Source organism: Paenibacillus sp. FSL R5-0912, assembly GCF_000758605.1.
Lineage (GTDB): Bacteria > Bacillota > Bacilli > Paenibacillales > Paenibacillaceae > Paenibacillus_AQ.
The window spans coordinates 4,328,266-4,344,014 of sequence record NZ_CP009282.1; the positions used below are offsets into that span (position 1 = coordinate 4,328,266).

The 15,749-nt window shown below is 50.2% G+C and carries 20 protein-coding genes; 2 read left to right on the plus strand and 18 right to left on the minus strand.

What is annotated here, in order from left to right; all coding sequences use genetic code 11:
- Positions 1 to 9: 9 nt before the first annotated feature.
- From R50912_RS18170 to R50912_RS18230, 13 genes are all read right to left on the minus strand, one after another.
- Positions 10 to 792, minus strand: a complete 783-nt coding sequence (locus tag R50912_RS18170; protein WP_042236875.1) for an ABC transporter ATP-binding protein — start codon at positions 790 to 792, stop codon at positions 10 to 12.
- Positions 792 to 1,115, minus strand: a complete 324-nt coding sequence (locus tag R50912_RS18175) for a thioredoxin family protein (RefSeq protein WP_042236877.1) — start codon at positions 1,113 to 1,115, stop codon at positions 792 to 794. Before R50912_RS18175 ends, R50912_RS18170 begins: the two co-directional genes overlap by 1 nt.
- Positions 1,112 to 1,453, minus strand: coding sequence for a cyclic-phosphate processing receiver domain-containing protein (locus R50912_RS18180; protein ID WP_042236879.1), 342 nt, complete (start codon positions 1,451 to 1,453; stop codon positions 1,112 to 1,114). Before R50912_RS18180 ends, R50912_RS18175 begins: the two co-directional genes overlap by 4 nt.
- A complete protein-coding gene (locus tag R50912_RS18185; protein WP_042236881.1) occupies positions 1,453 to 2,310 on the minus strand; it encodes a deoxyribonuclease IV in 858 nt (285 codons plus the stop codon). The genes R50912_RS18180 and R50912_RS18185 overlap by 1 nt, the downstream gene beginning before the upstream one ends.
- Complete coding sequence (locus R50912_RS18190; protein WP_042236883.1) at positions 2,300 to 3,115, minus strand: Fpg/Nei family DNA glycosylase; 816 nt, start codon at positions 3,113 to 3,115, stop codon at positions 2,300 to 2,302. The genes R50912_RS18185 and R50912_RS18190 overlap by 11 nt, the downstream gene beginning before the upstream one ends.
- Before the next feature lie 45 nt (positions 3,116 to 3,160).
- Positions 3,161 to 3,949, minus strand: coding sequence for a TIGR01457 family HAD-type hydrolase (locus R50912_RS18195; protein WP_042236885.1), 789 nt, complete (start codon positions 3,947 to 3,949; stop codon positions 3,161 to 3,163).
- 293 nt (positions 3,950 to 4,242) lie between these two features.
- On the minus strand, positions 4,243 to 5,193 hold the full coding sequence (gene rnz / locus R50912_RS18200) for a ribonuclease Z (RefSeq protein WP_042236886.1): 951 nt from the start codon (positions 5,191 to 5,193) through the stop codon (positions 4,243 to 4,245).
- A 226-nt stretch (positions 5,194 to 5,419) separates the two neighbouring features.
- Positions 5,420 to 8,797 carry a methionine synthase gene (metH, locus tag R50912_RS18205; RefSeq protein ID WP_442950524.1) on the minus strand — a complete coding sequence of 1,126 codons (3,378 nt, stop codon included), beginning with the start codon at positions 8,795 to 8,797 and terminating at the stop codon, positions 5,420 to 5,422.
- A 178-nt stretch (positions 8,798 to 8,975) separates the two neighbouring features.
- Positions 8,976 to 9,398, minus strand: a complete 423-nt coding sequence (locus R50912_RS18210) for a FixH family protein (RefSeq protein WP_042236891.1) — start codon at positions 9,396 to 9,398, stop codon at positions 8,976 to 8,978.
- 226 nt (positions 9,399 to 9,624) lie between these two features.
- Positions 9,625 to 10,410 carry an HAD family hydrolase gene (locus R50912_RS18215; RefSeq protein WP_042236893.1) on the minus strand — a complete coding sequence of 262 codons (786 nt, stop codon included), beginning with the start codon at positions 10,408 to 10,410 and terminating at the stop codon, positions 9,625 to 9,627.
- A 34-nt stretch (positions 10,411 to 10,444) separates the two neighbouring features.
- Complete coding sequence (locus tag R50912_RS18220) at positions 10,445 to 10,972, minus strand: hypothetical protein (protein ID WP_042236895.1); 528 nt, start codon at positions 10,970 to 10,972, stop codon at positions 10,445 to 10,447.
- A 47-nt stretch (positions 10,973 to 11,019) separates the two neighbouring features.
- Positions 11,020 to 11,229, minus strand: a complete 210-nt coding sequence (locus R50912_RS18225; protein ID WP_042236897.1) for a DUF896 domain-containing protein — start codon at positions 11,227 to 11,229, stop codon at positions 11,020 to 11,022.
- A gap of 110 nt (positions 11,230 to 11,339) precedes the next feature.
- Positions 11,340 to 11,753, minus strand: coding sequence for a LysM peptidoglycan-binding domain-containing protein (locus R50912_RS18230; protein ID WP_042236899.1), 414 nt, complete (start codon positions 11,751 to 11,753; stop codon positions 11,340 to 11,342).
- Positions 11,754 to 11,949: 196 nt separating this feature from the next.
- Here R50912_RS18230 and lexA point away from each other — a divergent pair, with 196 nt between their 5' ends.
- Positions 11,950 to 12,576, plus strand: coding sequence for a transcriptional repressor LexA (gene lexA, locus R50912_RS18235; RefSeq protein ID WP_039299199.1), 627 nt, complete (start codon positions 11,950 to 11,952; stop codon positions 12,574 to 12,576).
- A 194-nt stretch (positions 12,577 to 12,770) separates the two neighbouring features.
- Entirely contained in the window at positions 12,771 to 13,109 is a 339-nt protein-coding gene (locus tag R50912_RS18240) for a L,D-transpeptidase (RefSeq protein ID WP_039299202.1), read from the plus strand.
- A gap of 87 nt (positions 13,110 to 13,196) precedes the next feature.
- Here the strand turns inward: R50912_RS18240 and R50912_RS18245 are convergent, their stop codons facing one another.
- The 5 genes from R50912_RS18245 to R50912_RS35025 form a co-directional block, all read right to left on the minus strand.
- The gene (locus R50912_RS18245) at positions 13,197 to 13,754 is read right to left on the minus strand and encodes a hypothetical protein (protein ID WP_042236900.1); all 558 of its coding nucleotides are present in this window, start codon (positions 13,752 to 13,754) and stop codon (positions 13,197 to 13,199) included.
- Between the two features lie 490 nt (positions 13,755 to 14,244).
- A complete protein-coding gene (locus R50912_RS18255) occupies positions 14,245 to 14,430 on the minus strand; it encodes a hypothetical protein (RefSeq protein WP_042236902.1) in 186 nt (61 codons plus the stop codon).
- Between the two features lie 53 nt (positions 14,431 to 14,483).
- Entirely contained in the window at positions 14,484 to 14,708 is a 225-nt protein-coding gene (locus tag R50912_RS18260) for a hypothetical protein (protein WP_305954185.1), read from the minus strand.
- 104 nt (positions 14,709 to 14,812) lie between these two features.
- The gene (locus R50912_RS18265) at positions 14,813 to 15,172 is read right to left on the minus strand and encodes a hypothetical protein (protein WP_042236903.1); all 360 of its coding nucleotides are present in this window, start codon (positions 15,170 to 15,172) and stop codon (positions 14,813 to 14,815) included.
- A 15-nt stretch (positions 15,173 to 15,187) separates the two neighbouring features.
- A complete protein-coding gene (locus R50912_RS35025; RefSeq protein WP_156123184.1) occupies positions 15,188 to 15,364 on the minus strand; it encodes a hypothetical protein in 177 nt (58 codons plus the stop codon).
- Between the last annotated feature and the right edge of the window lie 385 nt (positions 15,365 to 15,749).

Consider the following 15,749-nt stretch of genomic DNA (forward strand, 5'->3'; position numbering starts at 1 on the left):
TAAAATCATTCAAATCGATGTGCCTCCAGGTCTTATTTTTATCCAGGGACGGCCGCTATCCCATTCAACATCAACAGGTATATCGAAAGTCTCCATCAGCATTTCCCTAGTCAGCACTTCTTCCTTGGGGCCGGCTCCCGCCAGCTTCCCGTCACGGATAAGCGCTACATGGGTGAAGAGCGGTACAATCTCCTCTACATGATGCGTTACGTACACTACAGCCACATTGCGCTGCTTCAGCTTGTCGATCTCTGCCAGCATCTTCTCACGCTCGTAGAGATCAAGGCCGGCGCAAGGCTCGTCCATGATCAGCAGCTTGGGCTTGGCTATCAGGCAGCGTGCCAGCATCGCTTTCTTGCGTTCCCCCTGGGACAGGGTACCAAACGGATGGTACGCCAGTTCGCTGAGATTCATATCGTCCAGCAGCTTCAACGCCTGATCCTGCACACTTTGCGGGATGGCCTGATAAAAGCGCAAGTAGGCATAAGCGCCAGTTGCAACGACTTCCCATACGGGATCGCTGAGCGAGAGCTTTTCCATCAGGGACGGACCAATATAGCCGATTTCCTTACGCACCTCACGTACATCACACTGGCCGAATTTGTAGCCCAGCACTTCAACGGAACCCTTGCTTGGGAACAGGTAACCGGTCATCATTTCCAGCAATGTGGTTTTACCGGAGCCGTTACGCCCGAGAATTACCCAGTTCTCGCCTTGCTTCATTTCCAGAGATACATCATCAAGAATCAGGCTTTGTTCCCTGCGCAGGGAAAGATGTTGTAAAGATATCATTATGAGGTCACTCTCCTTATGTAATCCAGTACCCGTTCTACCGAGCCCATTGAATAAAAGATTTCCGTTTCAGCGCGGCGGTCCGCCGGCACTACCATCAGTGCAGGCACACTGGATATACGGTACGAGTTTACAAGTCCGGGCAGCATATTAACGTTGCCCTCAACAATCAGAAGTCCGGGCGGCAGCAGATGCTGCGCAACCTCCAGCATACGACGTGCGGCCTTGCAGGTCCCGCACAGCGGGGTATACAAGAACACTACGAGAGGTTCTCCCGGCCTTTCGAGCAGCTCCATCAGCTCTTCCTGATTCATATCCTTCATCCAGCCGCCGCTCCTGCAGCAATTTCCTGCAGCCTCTCCAGCCCAAGCGGGCCATTGTGCAGCTGTGTGCCGGCAGGCACGGCCGGATATAAGATTTCGTACATTTCCTTGCGCCCCTCAAGGCTGGAGGTGTGCAGATAGATTTCCCGCGGGAATAATCCTTCAAGTACCATCCTTTTGGCCACTTCACCGCCGCAGAAGTCGTCCGGGCCCATATCATAATCAAGCGACAGAATATCAACCGGTCCGCTGCGCATCATCAGCAGGCATTCTCCGGTGGTTCTGGCCAATGCAAAACCGGAAGGCCGTCTTCTCATATCATCCATATATATATTCATCACGATTCATCCTCCGCTTCAAACCAATGCCTGACTACAGCAATTTCCGCCCTGTGAGTGCCGTCAGGCCCTTTTTCTGTTTCCATCGCAATCGCTGCCACCTTACGCAGAGGAGCAGAAGTCAGCAGTTCTCTCAGCGCCTTAACGCCAATATGGCCTTGCCCGATCTTAGCATGCCTGTCCCGCTTCGAACCGCAGGGGAACAGGGAGTCGTTCAAATGTACGGCAGCAAGATGCGGCCAGTAGCCGAGCGCTGCGCCCCGCTGCAGAAACTTGTCAGTATGCTGCGGATTCCATACCCCTGATGCAAAGGCATGACAGGTATCGAAGCAGAAGCCGATTTTCTCCGGATAGCGGCTCAGTTCACGGACTTTGACCAGCTCCTCCAGCGTCATGCCTTCTTGGCCGTGATTGCCTGCCATATTCTCAATCAGGAGCTTCGTCCGGCCTTCCCATCCTGACAGGGTGTCATTTATACATTGTATAATATTTTGATAGCCTTGTAATGGCTCCATTCCGGAAAAATGGCCAAAATGTACCACAATGCCCAGGGATCCGCAAGCCTCGGCGATCTCCAGATCATTGCGCAGCGAAGCAGCCATAACGGCTCTGCCTGCGGGATCTGCGGCCAGATTAGTTGGATAAGGGGTATGGGCAATGGAGACCATCCCCTGTTCCCGGCAATAATCGGCACAGCTGTGCGCATCCCGGTAGTCAACCGGCTTAAGCTTCAGACTGCGAGGATTCTTCGGAAAATATTGGAAACATGACGCACCGCTCTCCCTGGCGGACCGGGCAGCCTGCCCGTATCCGCCGCGTATGCTGACATGTGCCCCTATACCAGGATTACGCGTCATGCTGGCAATCCGGGCAATAAAACACCTTGCGTCCGGACTGCTCTGTCTTGATAATCGTTCCCCCGCCGCGCAGGCAGGGTTCGCCGCCGCGGTCGTACACTTTACAAGCATCGTTGTAAGAGCCGGTAACCGTATCTCCGGTCATGAACGGCATTTCCATATAACCGCCAATCTCGGTTGCCTCCGTCAATACCTTGCGCACACTGTCATACAGCCGGGTTACTGCCTCCGATGACAGATTCTGAACGAGCGTAGACGGCAGAAGTCTTGCCTCAAAGGCAATCTCGTCGGCATAACAATTGCCGATTCCGGCCATAACTTGCTGGTTGACCAGCAGGCTCTTTAGCGCACCGCGGCGTCCTTTGAGCAGTCCGGCGAAGCGTTCAGCCGTCATTCTCCGGTCCAGCAGCTCCGGTCCAAGCTTACCCATTGCCGCTTCGCTTTCCTTAACAGACAGGAGATGCAGATATCCCAGGCGCAGACCCATGAAGTAGAGGATATGCTCTCCAAAAGCCAGTTCAACCTGAGTAGTCCGGTCCGGACGCTCTTCCTCTGTACCATAGAACAAAAGTCCTCCCAGCATCAGATGAAGCAGCAGTCTTCTGCCGTCATGCAGATGAAAAAGGATATGCTTGGCACGGCGCTCTACGAACACTACACGCGCACCAACCAGACCGTTCACGAAATCCGCTGTCTCCATATTGATTGTTTTTTCTCTGTTTACGGTTACCCCCGTAATTGGAACATTTATTAGATGCTGGCTCAGCAGCTTTCTGTAATTCTCCATTTCCGGCAATTCCGGCATATTGTCATCTTCCCTTCCAGGTTGGTAAAAGGCATACCTTTGTCATTATACACCGAGCAGTACCATTAGTTCAGCTAAATCAGCACAAATTTCATCCGGCTTAACTCCTGTAACAGTCTGGTAGTGCTCCAGATTATCGCGTGTGGTCAGGCCTGTCAGCACCAGTATCGTGCGGCAGCCTGCATTCACACCGGCAGAAATGTCTGTTCGCATGTTATCTCCGACTACAACCGCTTCCTCAGGTGTGATCCCCAGCAGTGAAGTCGCGTAGGTAATCAGATGGGATTCCGGTTTGCCGATCACTACAGGTGACACTCCGCTGGCTGCTTCGATTGCAGCCCCAAGGGTTCCGGCGCCGGGCATCACCCCGCCATCGGAGGGGAGCATCAGGTCCGGGTTGGTCAGCACAAACCTGGCTCCTTCCCGTATCCAGCGCGAGGCCCGGGCCAGCGATTCATATGTAAAAGAACGGTCGATGCCCTGGACAACATATTGCGGATTCTCCGTGACCAGAATCAACCCCGCCTCGGCGCAGGCCTGCACCAATCCCTCTTCTCCAAGTATCGCCACGGTTGCTTCCGGAGATTCCCCAGCAATGTAGCGTGCCGCAGCAAGTGATGAGGTGCAGACCTCTTCCGGATTCGCCTCAATTCCCATCCCGCGCAAATGTGCAGCAACACTTGCCGGTGTGCGTGAAGAGTTATTCGTGACAAACAGGAACGGAACAGCCGCTCTACGCAACGCCGCTATCAGCCGGTCTGCATCCGGAATCATCCGGCCGCCGTGATACAAGGTTCCGTCCAGATCAATTAACAAACCACCTATATTGTTCATAATTCCCCCTGTTTGAAGCCCATTTATTAATTCATCGGATTAATAGTTAATGCTATAAATAATCTTCGCAATTTTCTAACCATTTCCCGCTATAGCCCACTGTTATTGAGTTTTTTAATGGCATCCTAACTTTTCCGCTACTCCGTTTCGCCAATTTCTCTTCTGCTTCGTACGCTTAAAGCTCTCCAACTATTTAAAATTTAACATACTTCGTCGAACGATAGCGAACCGCAGTACCGGCAGGCTTTTTATGGCACCGCCCTGTCATTTCCTGCGCTTTCCCGGAAAATAATTCATTCCCCGGGGGCATTCCCCGTAGTTCTCCGGTGGACCGGGAAGGTGCAGAATTCCTCCGCCAGCAGTGTAGCCGGGAAGATGGCCTGCGCCTCTTCCAGTAGTGGAATCAGCTCCTCCTGTGAGCTGTACCGCGAGCTGAAGTGGGTCAGCAGCAGTTCGCGCCCGCCTGCCTGGCTTGCCAGTTCCGCAGCTTGCCGGGCTGTGCTGTGATGATACTGATAGGCCATATCGGCCAGGTCATGGGCAAAGGTCGCCTCATGAATGATCAGGTCGGCATCCTGTGCGAGCGGCAGTGTTCCCCCGCAAGGACGGGTATCGCCCAGAATAGTAACAATGCGGCCGCGTTTCGGCGCGTGGATCACATCCGCTGCCCGGATCACAACCCCGTCTTCAGTTGTGATATCTTCACCTCTCTTCAGCTTGCCGTACAGCGGCCCGGGCTTCAATCCGTAACTCTTAAGCAGCTCTGCATCGAGGTTGCCCGGACTGTCTTTCTCCGTTACCCGGTACCCATAGCTGTCAATTCTATGCTCAAGCAGTCCCGCCTCAACCTTGAACGTGTCATCCTCAAACACAAGTCCACCGCTGTGCTCGATAATCTCAAGCTTGTAGGGGATTCGCGACTGGCTTGCAGACAGTGAAATATCCAGATAAGCTTTGATCCCAGGAGGTCCATACACTGTAAGCGGTGATGTACCGCCCTGATAGCCACGGCTCGACAGCAGCCCCGGAAGGCCGAACAAGTGGTCACCATGCAAATGGGTGATAAACAGCTTCTCCAGCTTGCCCAGCCGCAGCGGTGAACGGAGAACCTGATGCTGTGTCCCTTCTCCACAATCGAACATCCAGAACGTGCGCCGTTCTTCAAGCAGCCTGAGGGCGATTGAGGTTACATTCCGCTGCAGTGTCGGTACTCCGGCATTTGTTCCCAAGAAATAAATTTCCATTATGCCCCTCCTCTCTTCTCTCGTACTTCTTACCTTATTTTTATCATGCCGGTTCTTATGAAAAGAATTCTACTCTGTTTTGGCGCTGAAAGCATCTTTCAAGTGGAACCGGCTATAAGCGAAATATATAAATTCTTATATTTCCAGCAAAAAACCTCCCGGTGACGGGAGGTTCCGCTATGACGGGCACAAGCCCTTCTGACGGGTGATGATCAATCAGGGCAGTTTACAGCTTCTCCACATTGAAATACTGCGCTTCAGGATGTGCAAATACCATTGCCGATACCGAAGCCTCCGGCTCCATCATGAAGCCTTCAGTAAGATGAACTCCAATATCCTCCGGAGACAGCAGCTTGAATAACGGCCCTTGATCCTCCAGATCCGGGCAAGCCGGGTAGCCAAAGGATACACGGATTCCTTGATAACGCGCCCCGTGTCTCTGCTTCATTGTCATATCCGCCGGGTCCGGGAACCCCCAGGTATCCCTCATCATATGGTGAACGCGTTCAGCCAGTCCTTCTGCCACCTCCAGCGCTACTGCCTGCAAGGCATGGGAACGGAGATAATCTCCCCGGTCCTTAAGCTCAGTGGACAATTCACGTACCCCATGTCCGGCGGTTACGACCAGGAACCCGACGTAATCCATAACCCCGCTGTCCACCGGCTTCAGGAAGTCGGCGAGGCAGAGATACGGCTCAACGTTCTGCCGCGGGAAGGTGAAGGTATGCAGCACATTGGCAGGATTCTGCGGATCATAGATCAGGATATCATTCCCGCTCGACTGGGCCGGGAAGAACTGATACATGGCATGTGGAACAATGGTACCTTCCAGCATCGCCTGATGCAGAATATCGTCTACGGTTTCTTTCAATTCCACTGTACGCGCATCCCCCGCTGCCAGCTGCGCTTCCACGGAACCGCGCAGTCCCAGATGATGGCCGAGCAGCATCTGCATGTTCACATAAGGAATAATATGTCCAAGCGGATAATTGCGCAGGACATGACGTTCCAGATCCGGCGGGGTAAACACAGGGGCATCCGCCGAAATCTTGGAGCGGACAGCTCGGGTCAGCTCGGGAAGCGGCTGCTGCGGAGCCACAGCTACGGCAGCCTCCTCCTCTTGGCGTACCTCTTCCTCAATCTTGCCCCGCTCCAGCGGATTCATCAGCCGGTTGGCGATATCCAGACCGTCCATGGCATCCTTGGCGTATAATACCAGACCGTCATATTCAGGCCGGATACGGGTCTTGGTGAACTTGCGGGTTAATGCCGCACCGCCGACCATAATCGGCACATCGATACCGGCAGCGCGCAGATCCTGCGCCGTCAGTACCATCTGCTGCGCCGACTTCACCAGGAGGCCGGATAATCCGATGGCGTCTGCTTTTTCCTTGCGGAAGGCTTCAATTATATTCTCTGGCGGAACCTTTATCCCCAGATTGACGATCTCGTAACCATTATTGGAGAGGATAATCTCCACAAGGTTTTTGCCGATATCATGCACATCGCCCTTAACGGTTGCGAGCATAATTCTTCCTTTAACCGAGGTCTCATCCTTTTTCATAAACTGCTCCAGATGACCGACCGAAGCCTTCATCACTTCAGCGCTTTGCAGCACTTCAGCAACAATCAACTCATTGTTATTGAACAATCTGCCGACTTCCGACATCCCCGCCATCAGCGGACCATTAATAATCTCAAGCGGACCGGATAACTTCAAGGCTTCGTCCAGGTCAGGAATAAGTCCTTCCTTAGTTCCCTCAACGACATACGAGGCAAGACGTTCTTCCAGCGAGAGATTGGAGATCTTCTCTTTCTTCTCGACCTTCTTCTCCCGGAAAGCGGCTACGAACGCAGACAAAGTATCGTCATTCGTATTATAAATCAGCTGTTCGGCAAGCTTGCGTTCTTCTTCCGGAATGGAGGCATAACGCTCCACCTTTTCGGTATTCACAATCGCATAATCCAGCCCGGCTTTGGTGCACTCATAGAGAAACACCGAGTTGAGCACTTCACGGCCCGCTTCCGGCAGTCCAAACGATACATTGCTTATGCCCAGAATCGTATGAACGGAAGGCAGGGCTTCCTTGATCAGGCGGATACCGTCAATCGTCTCTTTCGCAGAACCGATATATTGTTCGTCCCCTGTTCCGACAGGGAATACAAGGGTATCAAAGATCAGATCTTCAGCGGCCAGCCCATATTTGTTCACCAGCAGATCGTAAGAACGTCTGGCAACCTCCAGCTTGTCCTTAGCCAGGATCGCCTGCCCGGTTTCATCAATGGTGCCCACAACGATCGCAGCACCGTATTTATGAATCAGCGGAGTCACGAGCTCGAATTTCTCTTCCCCATCTTCAAGGTTAATGGAGTTAATAATCGCCTTCCCTTGGCAATATTGCAAGGCCAGATCAATCACCTTCGGATCAGTGGTATCGATCATCAGCGGGACTTTGACTTTCTTCACTACCAGCTCTAGGAAGCGTTTGATATCCTCCGTCTCATCACGGTCAGGGTCCTGCACGCAGACGTCAATGACCTGCGCTCCGCTCTTCACCTGTGCGCGGGCAATCTCTGAAGCTTCCTCATACTTGCCTTCGACAATCAGCCGCTTGAACTTCCGAGATCCCAGCACGTTGGTCCGTTCACCGACCATGTAAGGACGGTTATCGCTCTCAATGTACACAGGCTCTATGCCGGAGAGTGCCGGTGGATGAATGCCATCCAGCCCGCGCGGCGGATAAGCCGATAGGGCTTCGGCCATCGCCCGGATATGATCCGGGGTTGTGCCGCAGCAGCCGCCGGCAATATTCAGCCAGCCCTTCTCGGCGAAGCCGGCAAGCTTGCGGGCAAGTGAATCCGGAGATTCATGGTAGTTGCCGTTCTCGTCCGGAAGCCCGGCATTCGGATAGCAGCTAACCGCTGCCGAAGAAATAGCCGACAGCGAACGGATATGATCGCGCATGAATTCCGGTCCGGTCGCACAGTTTAATCCGACAGAGATCGGCTTAAGATGCTCCAGCGAAATGTAGAAGGCCTCGATGTTCTGCCCCGCAAGCGTAGTCCCCATCGGTTCGATGGTACCTGAGATCAGCACCGGCAGTGTAATTCCGCTTTTCTCGAAGGCATTGTGGATGCCTATGCTTCCGGCCTTCACATTCAGCGTGTCTTGGGAAGTCTCCAGCAGCAGTGCGTCTACCTTACCGTCGATCAACGCGACCGCCTGCTCCTCATAGCTGTCCACAAGCTCCTGGAACGTTACTCCTCCGGTTACTGAGAGTGTCTTCGTTGTCGGTCCCATTGCCCCTATAACGTACCTTGGTCGCTCAGGTGTGTCATATTTATCTGCAGCATTACGCGCAAGTCTGGCAGCCTCCAGGTTAATCTCCCGGGCCCGCTGCGGGATATCATATTCTGCAAGCACCACAGAGGTGGCGCCGAATGTGTTGGTCTCAATCAGATCCGCACCGGCTTCCAGGTATTTCTCATGAATATCCTGAATCACCTCCGGCCGGGTAAGCACCAGCATTTCATTACAGCCATCCAGCTCATCCCCGCCGAAATCCTCGCCGGTAAGCGGCACCTGTTGAATCATCGTGCCCATGGCTCCGTCTAGTATTAATATGCGTTGCTGCAAGCTTTCTGCAAGTGTGAATTTGGCCACTTTCAATCCCCCCAGTAAAACATTAGAGTAAGTTTAGCAGAATAAAGGGAATTCGGAAAGCCTTCCTTTCCACCCTGCATTATTTGTATTGACAGTATAACTACAGCTCACAAATTCATCATGGCTGTACCGTGAGTTCTTTAGACGGCATAGAGTGCTGTGTCCGGGCAGTAACATGGGAAGTGACCGTATAGCTGCCGGCTTGCTCAAATGCACGTTCACTTATATAAGCTCCCTCTCCGTCACTTGCCCCTTTCAGCTGAGTGCTCTTGCCTGGCTCAGTATTATCTACAATTTCGAAGATCACTTCTTTGGCGTCCTCAACAACTTCTCCGTCCTGACTAATGACAGCTTTAAAAGTCACCTTGTCGTTAACGGATATTTCTTCCGGACTCCAGCTTAGCTCTACCTTGATAGGCACCATCGAGGAATCAGCAGCTGCATGCATATACATATCCTCTTCATTATTCCCTGAACAGCCGGCAAGCGTCATACCCATGACAATGCAAATGAGACCTCTAAGTATCTTTGGCTTAATCATCTGGAGCCCTCCCGGTTCATCGATAGATTCATCTTCATGTTAACAACGAAAGTCAGATTGCTTTCTTCCTTATTATACACATTTTATTCAACTTGTCGGAAATAAGCTTCATTAACGGCCATATCACATGATAATAGTCATATACATGAACTACATTCATCTTGATCCTCGCAGGGATATTAAAAAAGCCAATATCCTATAAGGATACCGGCTTCATCTAAATCAGTTATAGGGAGTGTACCAATGGCAGAAGCTCCGAAAGATGCCTGATCTGATAATCCGGAGTGATGTCCGGGTCAGGAGTCTTGGCCGTCCGGTTGATCCAGACCGTCGTTAGACCTGCAGCCAATCCACCGAGAATATCAGTCGTAAGCTTATCTCCGACCATTATCCCTTGCTCAGGCGTAATATCCAGCAGTCCGAGGGCATGCTCGAAGATTGTCTTGTCCGGTTTCCCTTTACCGAAGCTTCCAGAAATGACAATATGGTCAAAATACGGAATAAGCTCAGGTACACCATCAAGCTTCTCCTGCTGGAGTGCAGGACAGCCATTCGTCAACAGCAGCAGCTTCACCTTGCCGCGCAGCTCATCCAGCACCTGAAGCGTCTCTTCATATATATAAGGACGGCTGCGGCGCTCAACGGCGAACTTGGCAGCGAGGCGTGCCGCCAGCGCTTCATCGTCCACTCCAAGAGAGGCAAGTCCGCGGCGCCAGGATTCGGTGCGGTAGGCCGGAGCAAGCTGTTCCAGCTGGCGGAATTCCGGCTGGTCTCCAGCTGTGAAGTTAGCCCATAGTGCCTCAAAAGGATTAATCCCAATCAGCTTCGTGAACGGAAAAGTCTCGTAAGACTCATAAAGCGCACGCGCTTCTCTGCGCACCGCCTGTTCAAGCTCTTGCGGATCAACAGAATCCCCTGCAGCCTCAGAGGCGTAGCGGAATGCTTCTTCCACACTTCGATCATCCCATAGCAGTGTATCGTCAAGGTCAAATAGTACGGCGGTAATCGGCATTTCGTTCTCCCACTCCCTATGCTGGTCTATCTTACTATTCGTGCACTACTTCAATGTTGTTGTTCTTGCCGAATTGTTCCAGGCGTGCAGCCATGGCGGCGGTGTCATACCGGTTGATCAGCTTGGAGAAAATCCATTGCTTGCGCTTGCCTTTATACTTAATGGTAACTACACTGCGCGACAAGGTAATCTTCTCAATTTCAGTTGCTGGCAAAAAGCGTTCGCGGTTGTATTTAATAGTAGACAGACGGGCGCGTTCCACCTTAAGGAACGGACGGCGGAAGAATAACAGCGCGGCAAGCAGGAAGTACAGTACTACCCCCAGCCAGTTGGCCAGTATTCCGCTTCCTTTCGCTTCATCAATGGAACCGACTACCCAGAACATAATGCCAAGCAGCATTAACACGACAGGGAATACAATATTCCGGCCTTTGAAAATATCGACGCTCTTTGCAGCAGCTTTAGAGCTCGTCCCATAGATCGTCTCTTTTCCCTGCTTCTTTCTTTGCTGATTGATTTGCTTGGTGTTGCGTTGAACCATTCTTTCCCAAGAACGGGCCATGTTAGTTCCCCCTAGTCATCCTGTATTATCTATGAAAAGGCCGCAGACTAAGCTTTACGTCCGTTGTTGCCTTCTTCATGCTCCGGATCATCCACAATCTCAATGGTATCAAGCTGGGCCCGGAAATTGCTGCGGATATTGCCCAGATATATCTCGCGGAGTTTGGCGCGTTCTGCCAATTCTTCCTCATTCAGGCCGCCATTCTTATGTTTGCGTGCCAATTCATTAATGCGTGCGACCAATTCGTCAATATTCAATACGTTCCCCTCCCCTATAAATTCATTCTAACTTTGCCATGAGAAAAAGAGCTTGTCAAGGTCTACCCCCTGAAAGCTCTCTTAGTCAAACACCAGTATGCTTCTTTCGGTTAATATACCGGCACGGTCAGTATATCTCCTGCCTTAATTCCGCTGTCCTTCAGACCATTTGACTTCTTGATCCCTTCTATATATACAGCAGTCCTCATATCATCCGGTTTATTCTTGAGTGCAATGCTCCACAAGGTGTCTCCGCGTTCAACTACGATCCGTTTCTCAGGCTTCATTAAAGTGACAGAACCAGCGAACACATTACCGACTACTGTAAATCCGGAGATCGTGAGTAATAGTATCAGAGATATCTTAACAAAGCTGACCTGGCGGAATATCGAGGTAAGTACAGACAGCAGGCGAAGGGTCTTGTCTCTGAATTGTGCCAATGGATTATGGGGTAATGGATTACCGGGAGCGGACACCTTGATATCCTCATTGTAGATACTATTGTAGGTACTGTATTTTAACATAAATATCGTCCTCCAAACACTTGTTCTTACTTTCGAAAATAATATAACACGAACATGTGTTTTGATCAATAGTTTTTTCGAACAACTGTTCCCTTTATTTTTCGGGCTATTATTCTCACAATTTAGAACTTATGTTTGTACGAACGGCAGTTCTATGTTATAATTTTCCCAAACATAGTATATGGGGTTGATTCCGATGTCAAAGATTTCGAGTCGCCAGCTGGCGATCCTGGAATTTATACGTAACGAAGTCCGCAGCAAGGGTTATCCTCCGTCCGTTCGGGAAATTGGTGAAGCTGTTGGCCTGGCCTCCAGTTCTACAGTGCACGGTCATCTGGACCGGCTTGAGAAGAAGGGCCTGATCCGGCGCGATCCTACGAAACCGCGGGCTATTGAATTGCTCGGACAGGAAGATTCAGAGAATGTACATCAATTCGTCCAGACGGTTACCCGCATCCCAGTAATTGGTAAGGTCACTGCTGGTGTTCCTATTACCGCTACAGAGAATATTGAGGATTACTTCCCGCTTCCTACTCATTACGTAGGGGATAACAAGGTATTCATGCTTTCTGTACTCGGCGACAGTATGGTTGATGCCGGGATTATGAACGGCGATTATGTTATTGTCCGCCAACAGCAAACCGCTGACAATGGTGACATCGTTGTTGCGATGACCGAAGAAGATGAAGCAACCGTTAAGACCTTTTACAAAGAACGTGATCATATCCGGCTGCAGCCGGAGAATCCGGCTTACGAGCCTCTCCGCCTTAACCGCGTTACTATTTTGGGCAGAGTCATTGGATTATTCCGCGATATCCATTAATCCTTCTCCTCCATAATCAGGCTGCTCCGCATCACGCGAAGCAGCCTTTTTCCTATTTAGATCCTGTTACGCTTGCCTAAAATGCCAAAAAACCAACGCAGGAACATTTGTTCCCATAACGGTTTTTGGCATTTTTTACTCCGAACCGCTTTAGCTATCCGCACATATCCTGATTACAAAGGAGTGCTGATCCCATGCCCAACTATCGAATTATTGTCGACCTTTCACAGCGCATGCTTTATCTGCTTGATAATGACACCGTAACCAGAGGATTTCCTGTCGGCATTGGCCGGATGCTGACCGTCTCGCCGGTAGGCGAGTACACGATCATTAATAAGCAGCCCAATCCGGGCGGACCGTTCGGAGCCTTCTGGATGGGCCTGTCCAAGCCGCATTATGGAATTCACGGAACGAATGACCCTTCCTCTATCGGCCACATGGTCTCCCACGGCTGTATCCGCATGTATAACCAGGACGTGGTCGCGTTGGCTGCCATCATTCCCATTGGTACCCGTGTAACCATCAGGGAGTAGCCGCAATCATGCAGCCACCTATAACTCCCTATATTTGAACACAAGAACCCCTCTGACGGGTTTTCGCCAAAGGGGTTCTTCACAGAATTATTGCACAGTTTGCTCATAACCAAGCTCGTCCAGAATACTTTCAGCCAGACTCCACTGTTCCGCAGGTGAGTCTTTGCTTTTTTTGGCGTAGACCAATGCACTCTTGGTAACTTTCTCGATCAGCCTGCGTCCCTGCTCTTTGGTGATGGACACTTCCATCCCGGAGCGGCCCACCACCTCAGACAGACAAAAGAACGCAATCCGCATCGCGTAATTGTCTCTGCTGAGGAAATAGAATAGATGAGGCACGTTCTTGAGCAGACGGTCAACCCAGTTCGTAATCTCCCGCACCTGATAAACTTCCCGGCGATCCTGCTCATACCCATTGAATATAATTATGATTTTGCCCCGTAGCCGCTTCTTCTCATATTTCTTAAATTCACGCAAATAGCTCTCGAGCCGCCCCTTCTCCACATCTTCTCTGGAGACATTCAGCACGGTGGTTCCGGCTGCATCCAATTTAGAACTTTCTTCCAAAACCATATCTGCGTTAACAGACAGTGTTCTATCCTGTAATTCTGGCAGTCCCAAACGCTGCCGTAATTGATCGTCCATTCTTCACACCTTCCTGTATCAAGCTCTTGTGCAGCTTGTTCACCATATCTCCTGGTATATATCGTCCCTCAAACCTCTTACTCTTCATTGATCAATTATACTCCGTGCCTTCTACAGTCTCAATCGTACGGCAAAAAAGACATCCCGGGAGGATGTCTTTGATTGGATACTTTTCCCCTGACTACAGACTACAATACGCTGCGCAACGACCGGATAGCAATAGTGTTTAAACGAATCGCTTCACGTATAGATGCTCTGGCAGCCAGCAATTCTCTTCTGGCACGTGAACCACTTGGAAATCTGCGCAGGTTCTCATTAATTTCCTCAAGTCTTTCAAGCAGGATTGCTCTCTGTGCGAGCAGTGCATTAATTGCTCTGCGGATTCTGTTTCGTTCTCTTTGCGTCATCATTACACCTCTTTTACGTTTTATAGTATAAGAAATGCAAAGATTAGCTTCGGAGACTGTGTGATTTGGCAGTAATATTAAAATTAGCTTTCTTTGACCTTGATAGAGATAATATTGACAGGATTAAGATACTTGCCTCCTGCCGGAATCCAGCCTGTCAAACCACCGGATGTCAGATAGGTTCTGGCTTCTCCCGCCGATTCAAACACAGATTCAAGCTCTTCAATTTGCCCATTCACATACTGAAGCTCAAAAATAACTTTACTCACTTGCGACCACCTCCTCAGCTACTAATTCGTTACCCCGAAGCGTTTACCTGCTTTTACTTCTTGGGCAGCCTTACCCGGAACTCAAATTCGTCACGTCTATAGGTCATTCCGGCCAGCAATACATACTCCGGCGTCCATTTCTGTACAGGTCCGGCGTAATCAGCTATAACATGCGGTTTACCCTCGATCAGTTGAACGACATAGACCTTCACCTGGGCAAGTGCCGCCGCGAATATATCAGCATCACTTGAAAGAACTTTATACGCAGTATTCAACATCTTTCCTCCTTAGTGCACACGCAAGAATAATAAGGATTCATAGAGCAAACAAATCAGTTCAATTATAACGGGTTCTGGAACAAAATGTATACCCTATTTAGAGCTTAGAGCTTGATGAAAATGATCTTAAACAGCCCGAGGTATTTGCGCTTTGCCTTAATATCACCGATAAATGTCTTACTATCCTGAATATCAGGTATGCTGAATGTGGAGAACAGAATGTAATTTTCCCGGATAGTAAACGATTCGACCATAGGCTGAGCGACCATACTGGTAATTTCTCCAGCTAGCCCTCCCCCCAGTGTTTCCTCCAGATGATTCACTGCGTATTCTCCAAAGTCCTCTTTACCCGGATTCATGACCGCTAGTAAAACCAGTACTACTATAATTACGAAAGACAGTTTCGCCGCTGTTTTCTTGCGGGCTCTGGGTTCAGGCTGCGGAGCATCATATCGCGGGTTCATGTTTATTCCCTCCAGCTATAATATTTCTTGAATCGTGAACACTAACGGACTCACAATAAACCTGCAGATTATAACCAGTACATCAACCGGCCCGCTTATCCCCACATCCATTCCGCTCCAGTCCGGACTACCTGCTAACGGTGAATCCAGCCCATATTGCTCTATAATCCGTTCCCTGGTTTCAGTTGACATGCCAGTTCCTTCTGCAGCTCCAGCCTGAGAACAAATTAGCGTTAATAATAGGATCATTGCAATAATACTTACATATTTATTTCTCATTTCATACCCCTATGTAACTTATTTATTAAAAAGGAAATACCGGCACCGCAACAACCACGGCCAGTATCAGCTGTAACAGCAATAGTCCCCAAGCCCAAACCCTCTAAACACATGCTTCACTTCAGCCTATCCTTAGTCATAAAAGTGATTCTCAGGGTAAGCACCTGCAAAGGGTTCCTTTAGTGTGTATATGATCCAGTATATAGGACATGGTACATTATGTAAAATAAACCATCCGGCTAACCATTGGGATGTAGATAAAATAACACGTCAGCCATTAGTCCGGCGAGTCGCTTTA

Bases quoted from the DNA above. Each gene is read 5' to 3' on its own strand.
- R50912_RS18170 (WP_042236875.1), bottom strand. From the start codon at position 792: ATGATATCTTTACAACATCTTTCCCTGCGCAGGGAACAAAGCCTGATT.
- R50912_RS18175 (WP_042236877.1), bottom strand. From the start codon at position 1,115: ATGAAGGATATGAATCAGGAAGAGCTGATGGAGCTGCTCGAAAGGCCG.
- R50912_RS18180 (WP_042236879.1), bottom strand. From the start codon at position 1,453: ATGAATATATATATGGATGATATGAGAAGACGGCCTTCCGGTTTTGCA.
- R50912_RS18185 (WP_042236881.1), bottom strand. From the start codon at position 2,310: ATGACGCGTAATCCTGGTATAGGGGCACATGTCAGCATACGCGGCGGA.
- R50912_RS18190 (WP_042236883.1), bottom strand. From the start codon at position 3,115: ATGCCGGAATTGCCGGAAATGGAGAATTACAGAAAGCTGCTGAGCCAG.
- R50912_RS18195 (WP_042236885.1), bottom strand. From the start codon at position 3,949: ATGAACAATATAGGTGGTTTGTTAATTGATCTGGACGGAACCTTGTAT.
- rnz (WP_042236886.1), bottom strand. From the start codon at position 5,193: ATGGAAATTTATTTCTTGGGAACAAATGCCGGAGTACCGACACTGCAG.
- metH (WP_442950524.1), bottom strand. From the start codon at position 8,797: ATGGGCACGATGATTCAACAGGTGCCGCTTACCGGCGAGGATTTCGGC.
- R50912_RS18210 (WP_042236891.1), bottom strand. From the start codon at position 9,398: ATGATTAAGCCAAAGATACTTAGAGGTCTCATTTGCATTGTCATGGGT.
- R50912_RS18215 (WP_042236893.1), bottom strand. From the start codon at position 10,410: ATGCCGATTACCGCCGTACTATTTGACCTTGACGATACACTGCTATGG.
- R50912_RS18220 (WP_042236895.1), bottom strand. From the start codon at position 10,972: ATGGCCCGTTCTTGGGAAAGAATGGTTCAACGCAACACCAAGCAAATC.
- R50912_RS18230 (WP_042236899.1), bottom strand. From the start codon at position 11,753: ATGTTAAAATACAGTACCTACAATAGTATCTACAATGAGGATATCAAG.
- lexA (WP_039299199.1), top strand. From the start codon at position 11,950: ATGTCAAAGATTTCGAGTCGCCAGCTGGCGATCCTGGAATTTATACGT.
- R50912_RS18240 (WP_039299202.1), top strand. From the start codon at position 12,771: ATGCCCAACTATCGAATTATTGTCGACCTTTCACAGCGCATGCTTTAT.
- R50912_RS18245 (WP_042236900.1), bottom strand. From the start codon at position 13,754: ATGGACGATCAATTACGGCAGCGTTTGGGACTGCCAGAATTACAGGAT.
- R50912_RS18260 (WP_305954185.1), bottom strand. From the start codon at position 14,708: ATGTTGAATACTGCGTATAAAGTTCTTTCAAGTGATGCTGATATATTC.
- R50912_RS18265 (WP_042236903.1), bottom strand. From the start codon at position 15,172: ATGAACCCGCGATATGATGCTCCGCAGCCTGAACCCAGAGCCCGCAAG.
- R50912_RS35025 (WP_156123184.1), bottom strand. From the start codon at position 15,364: ATGTCAACTGAAACCAGGGAACGGATTATAGAGCAATATGGGCTGGAT.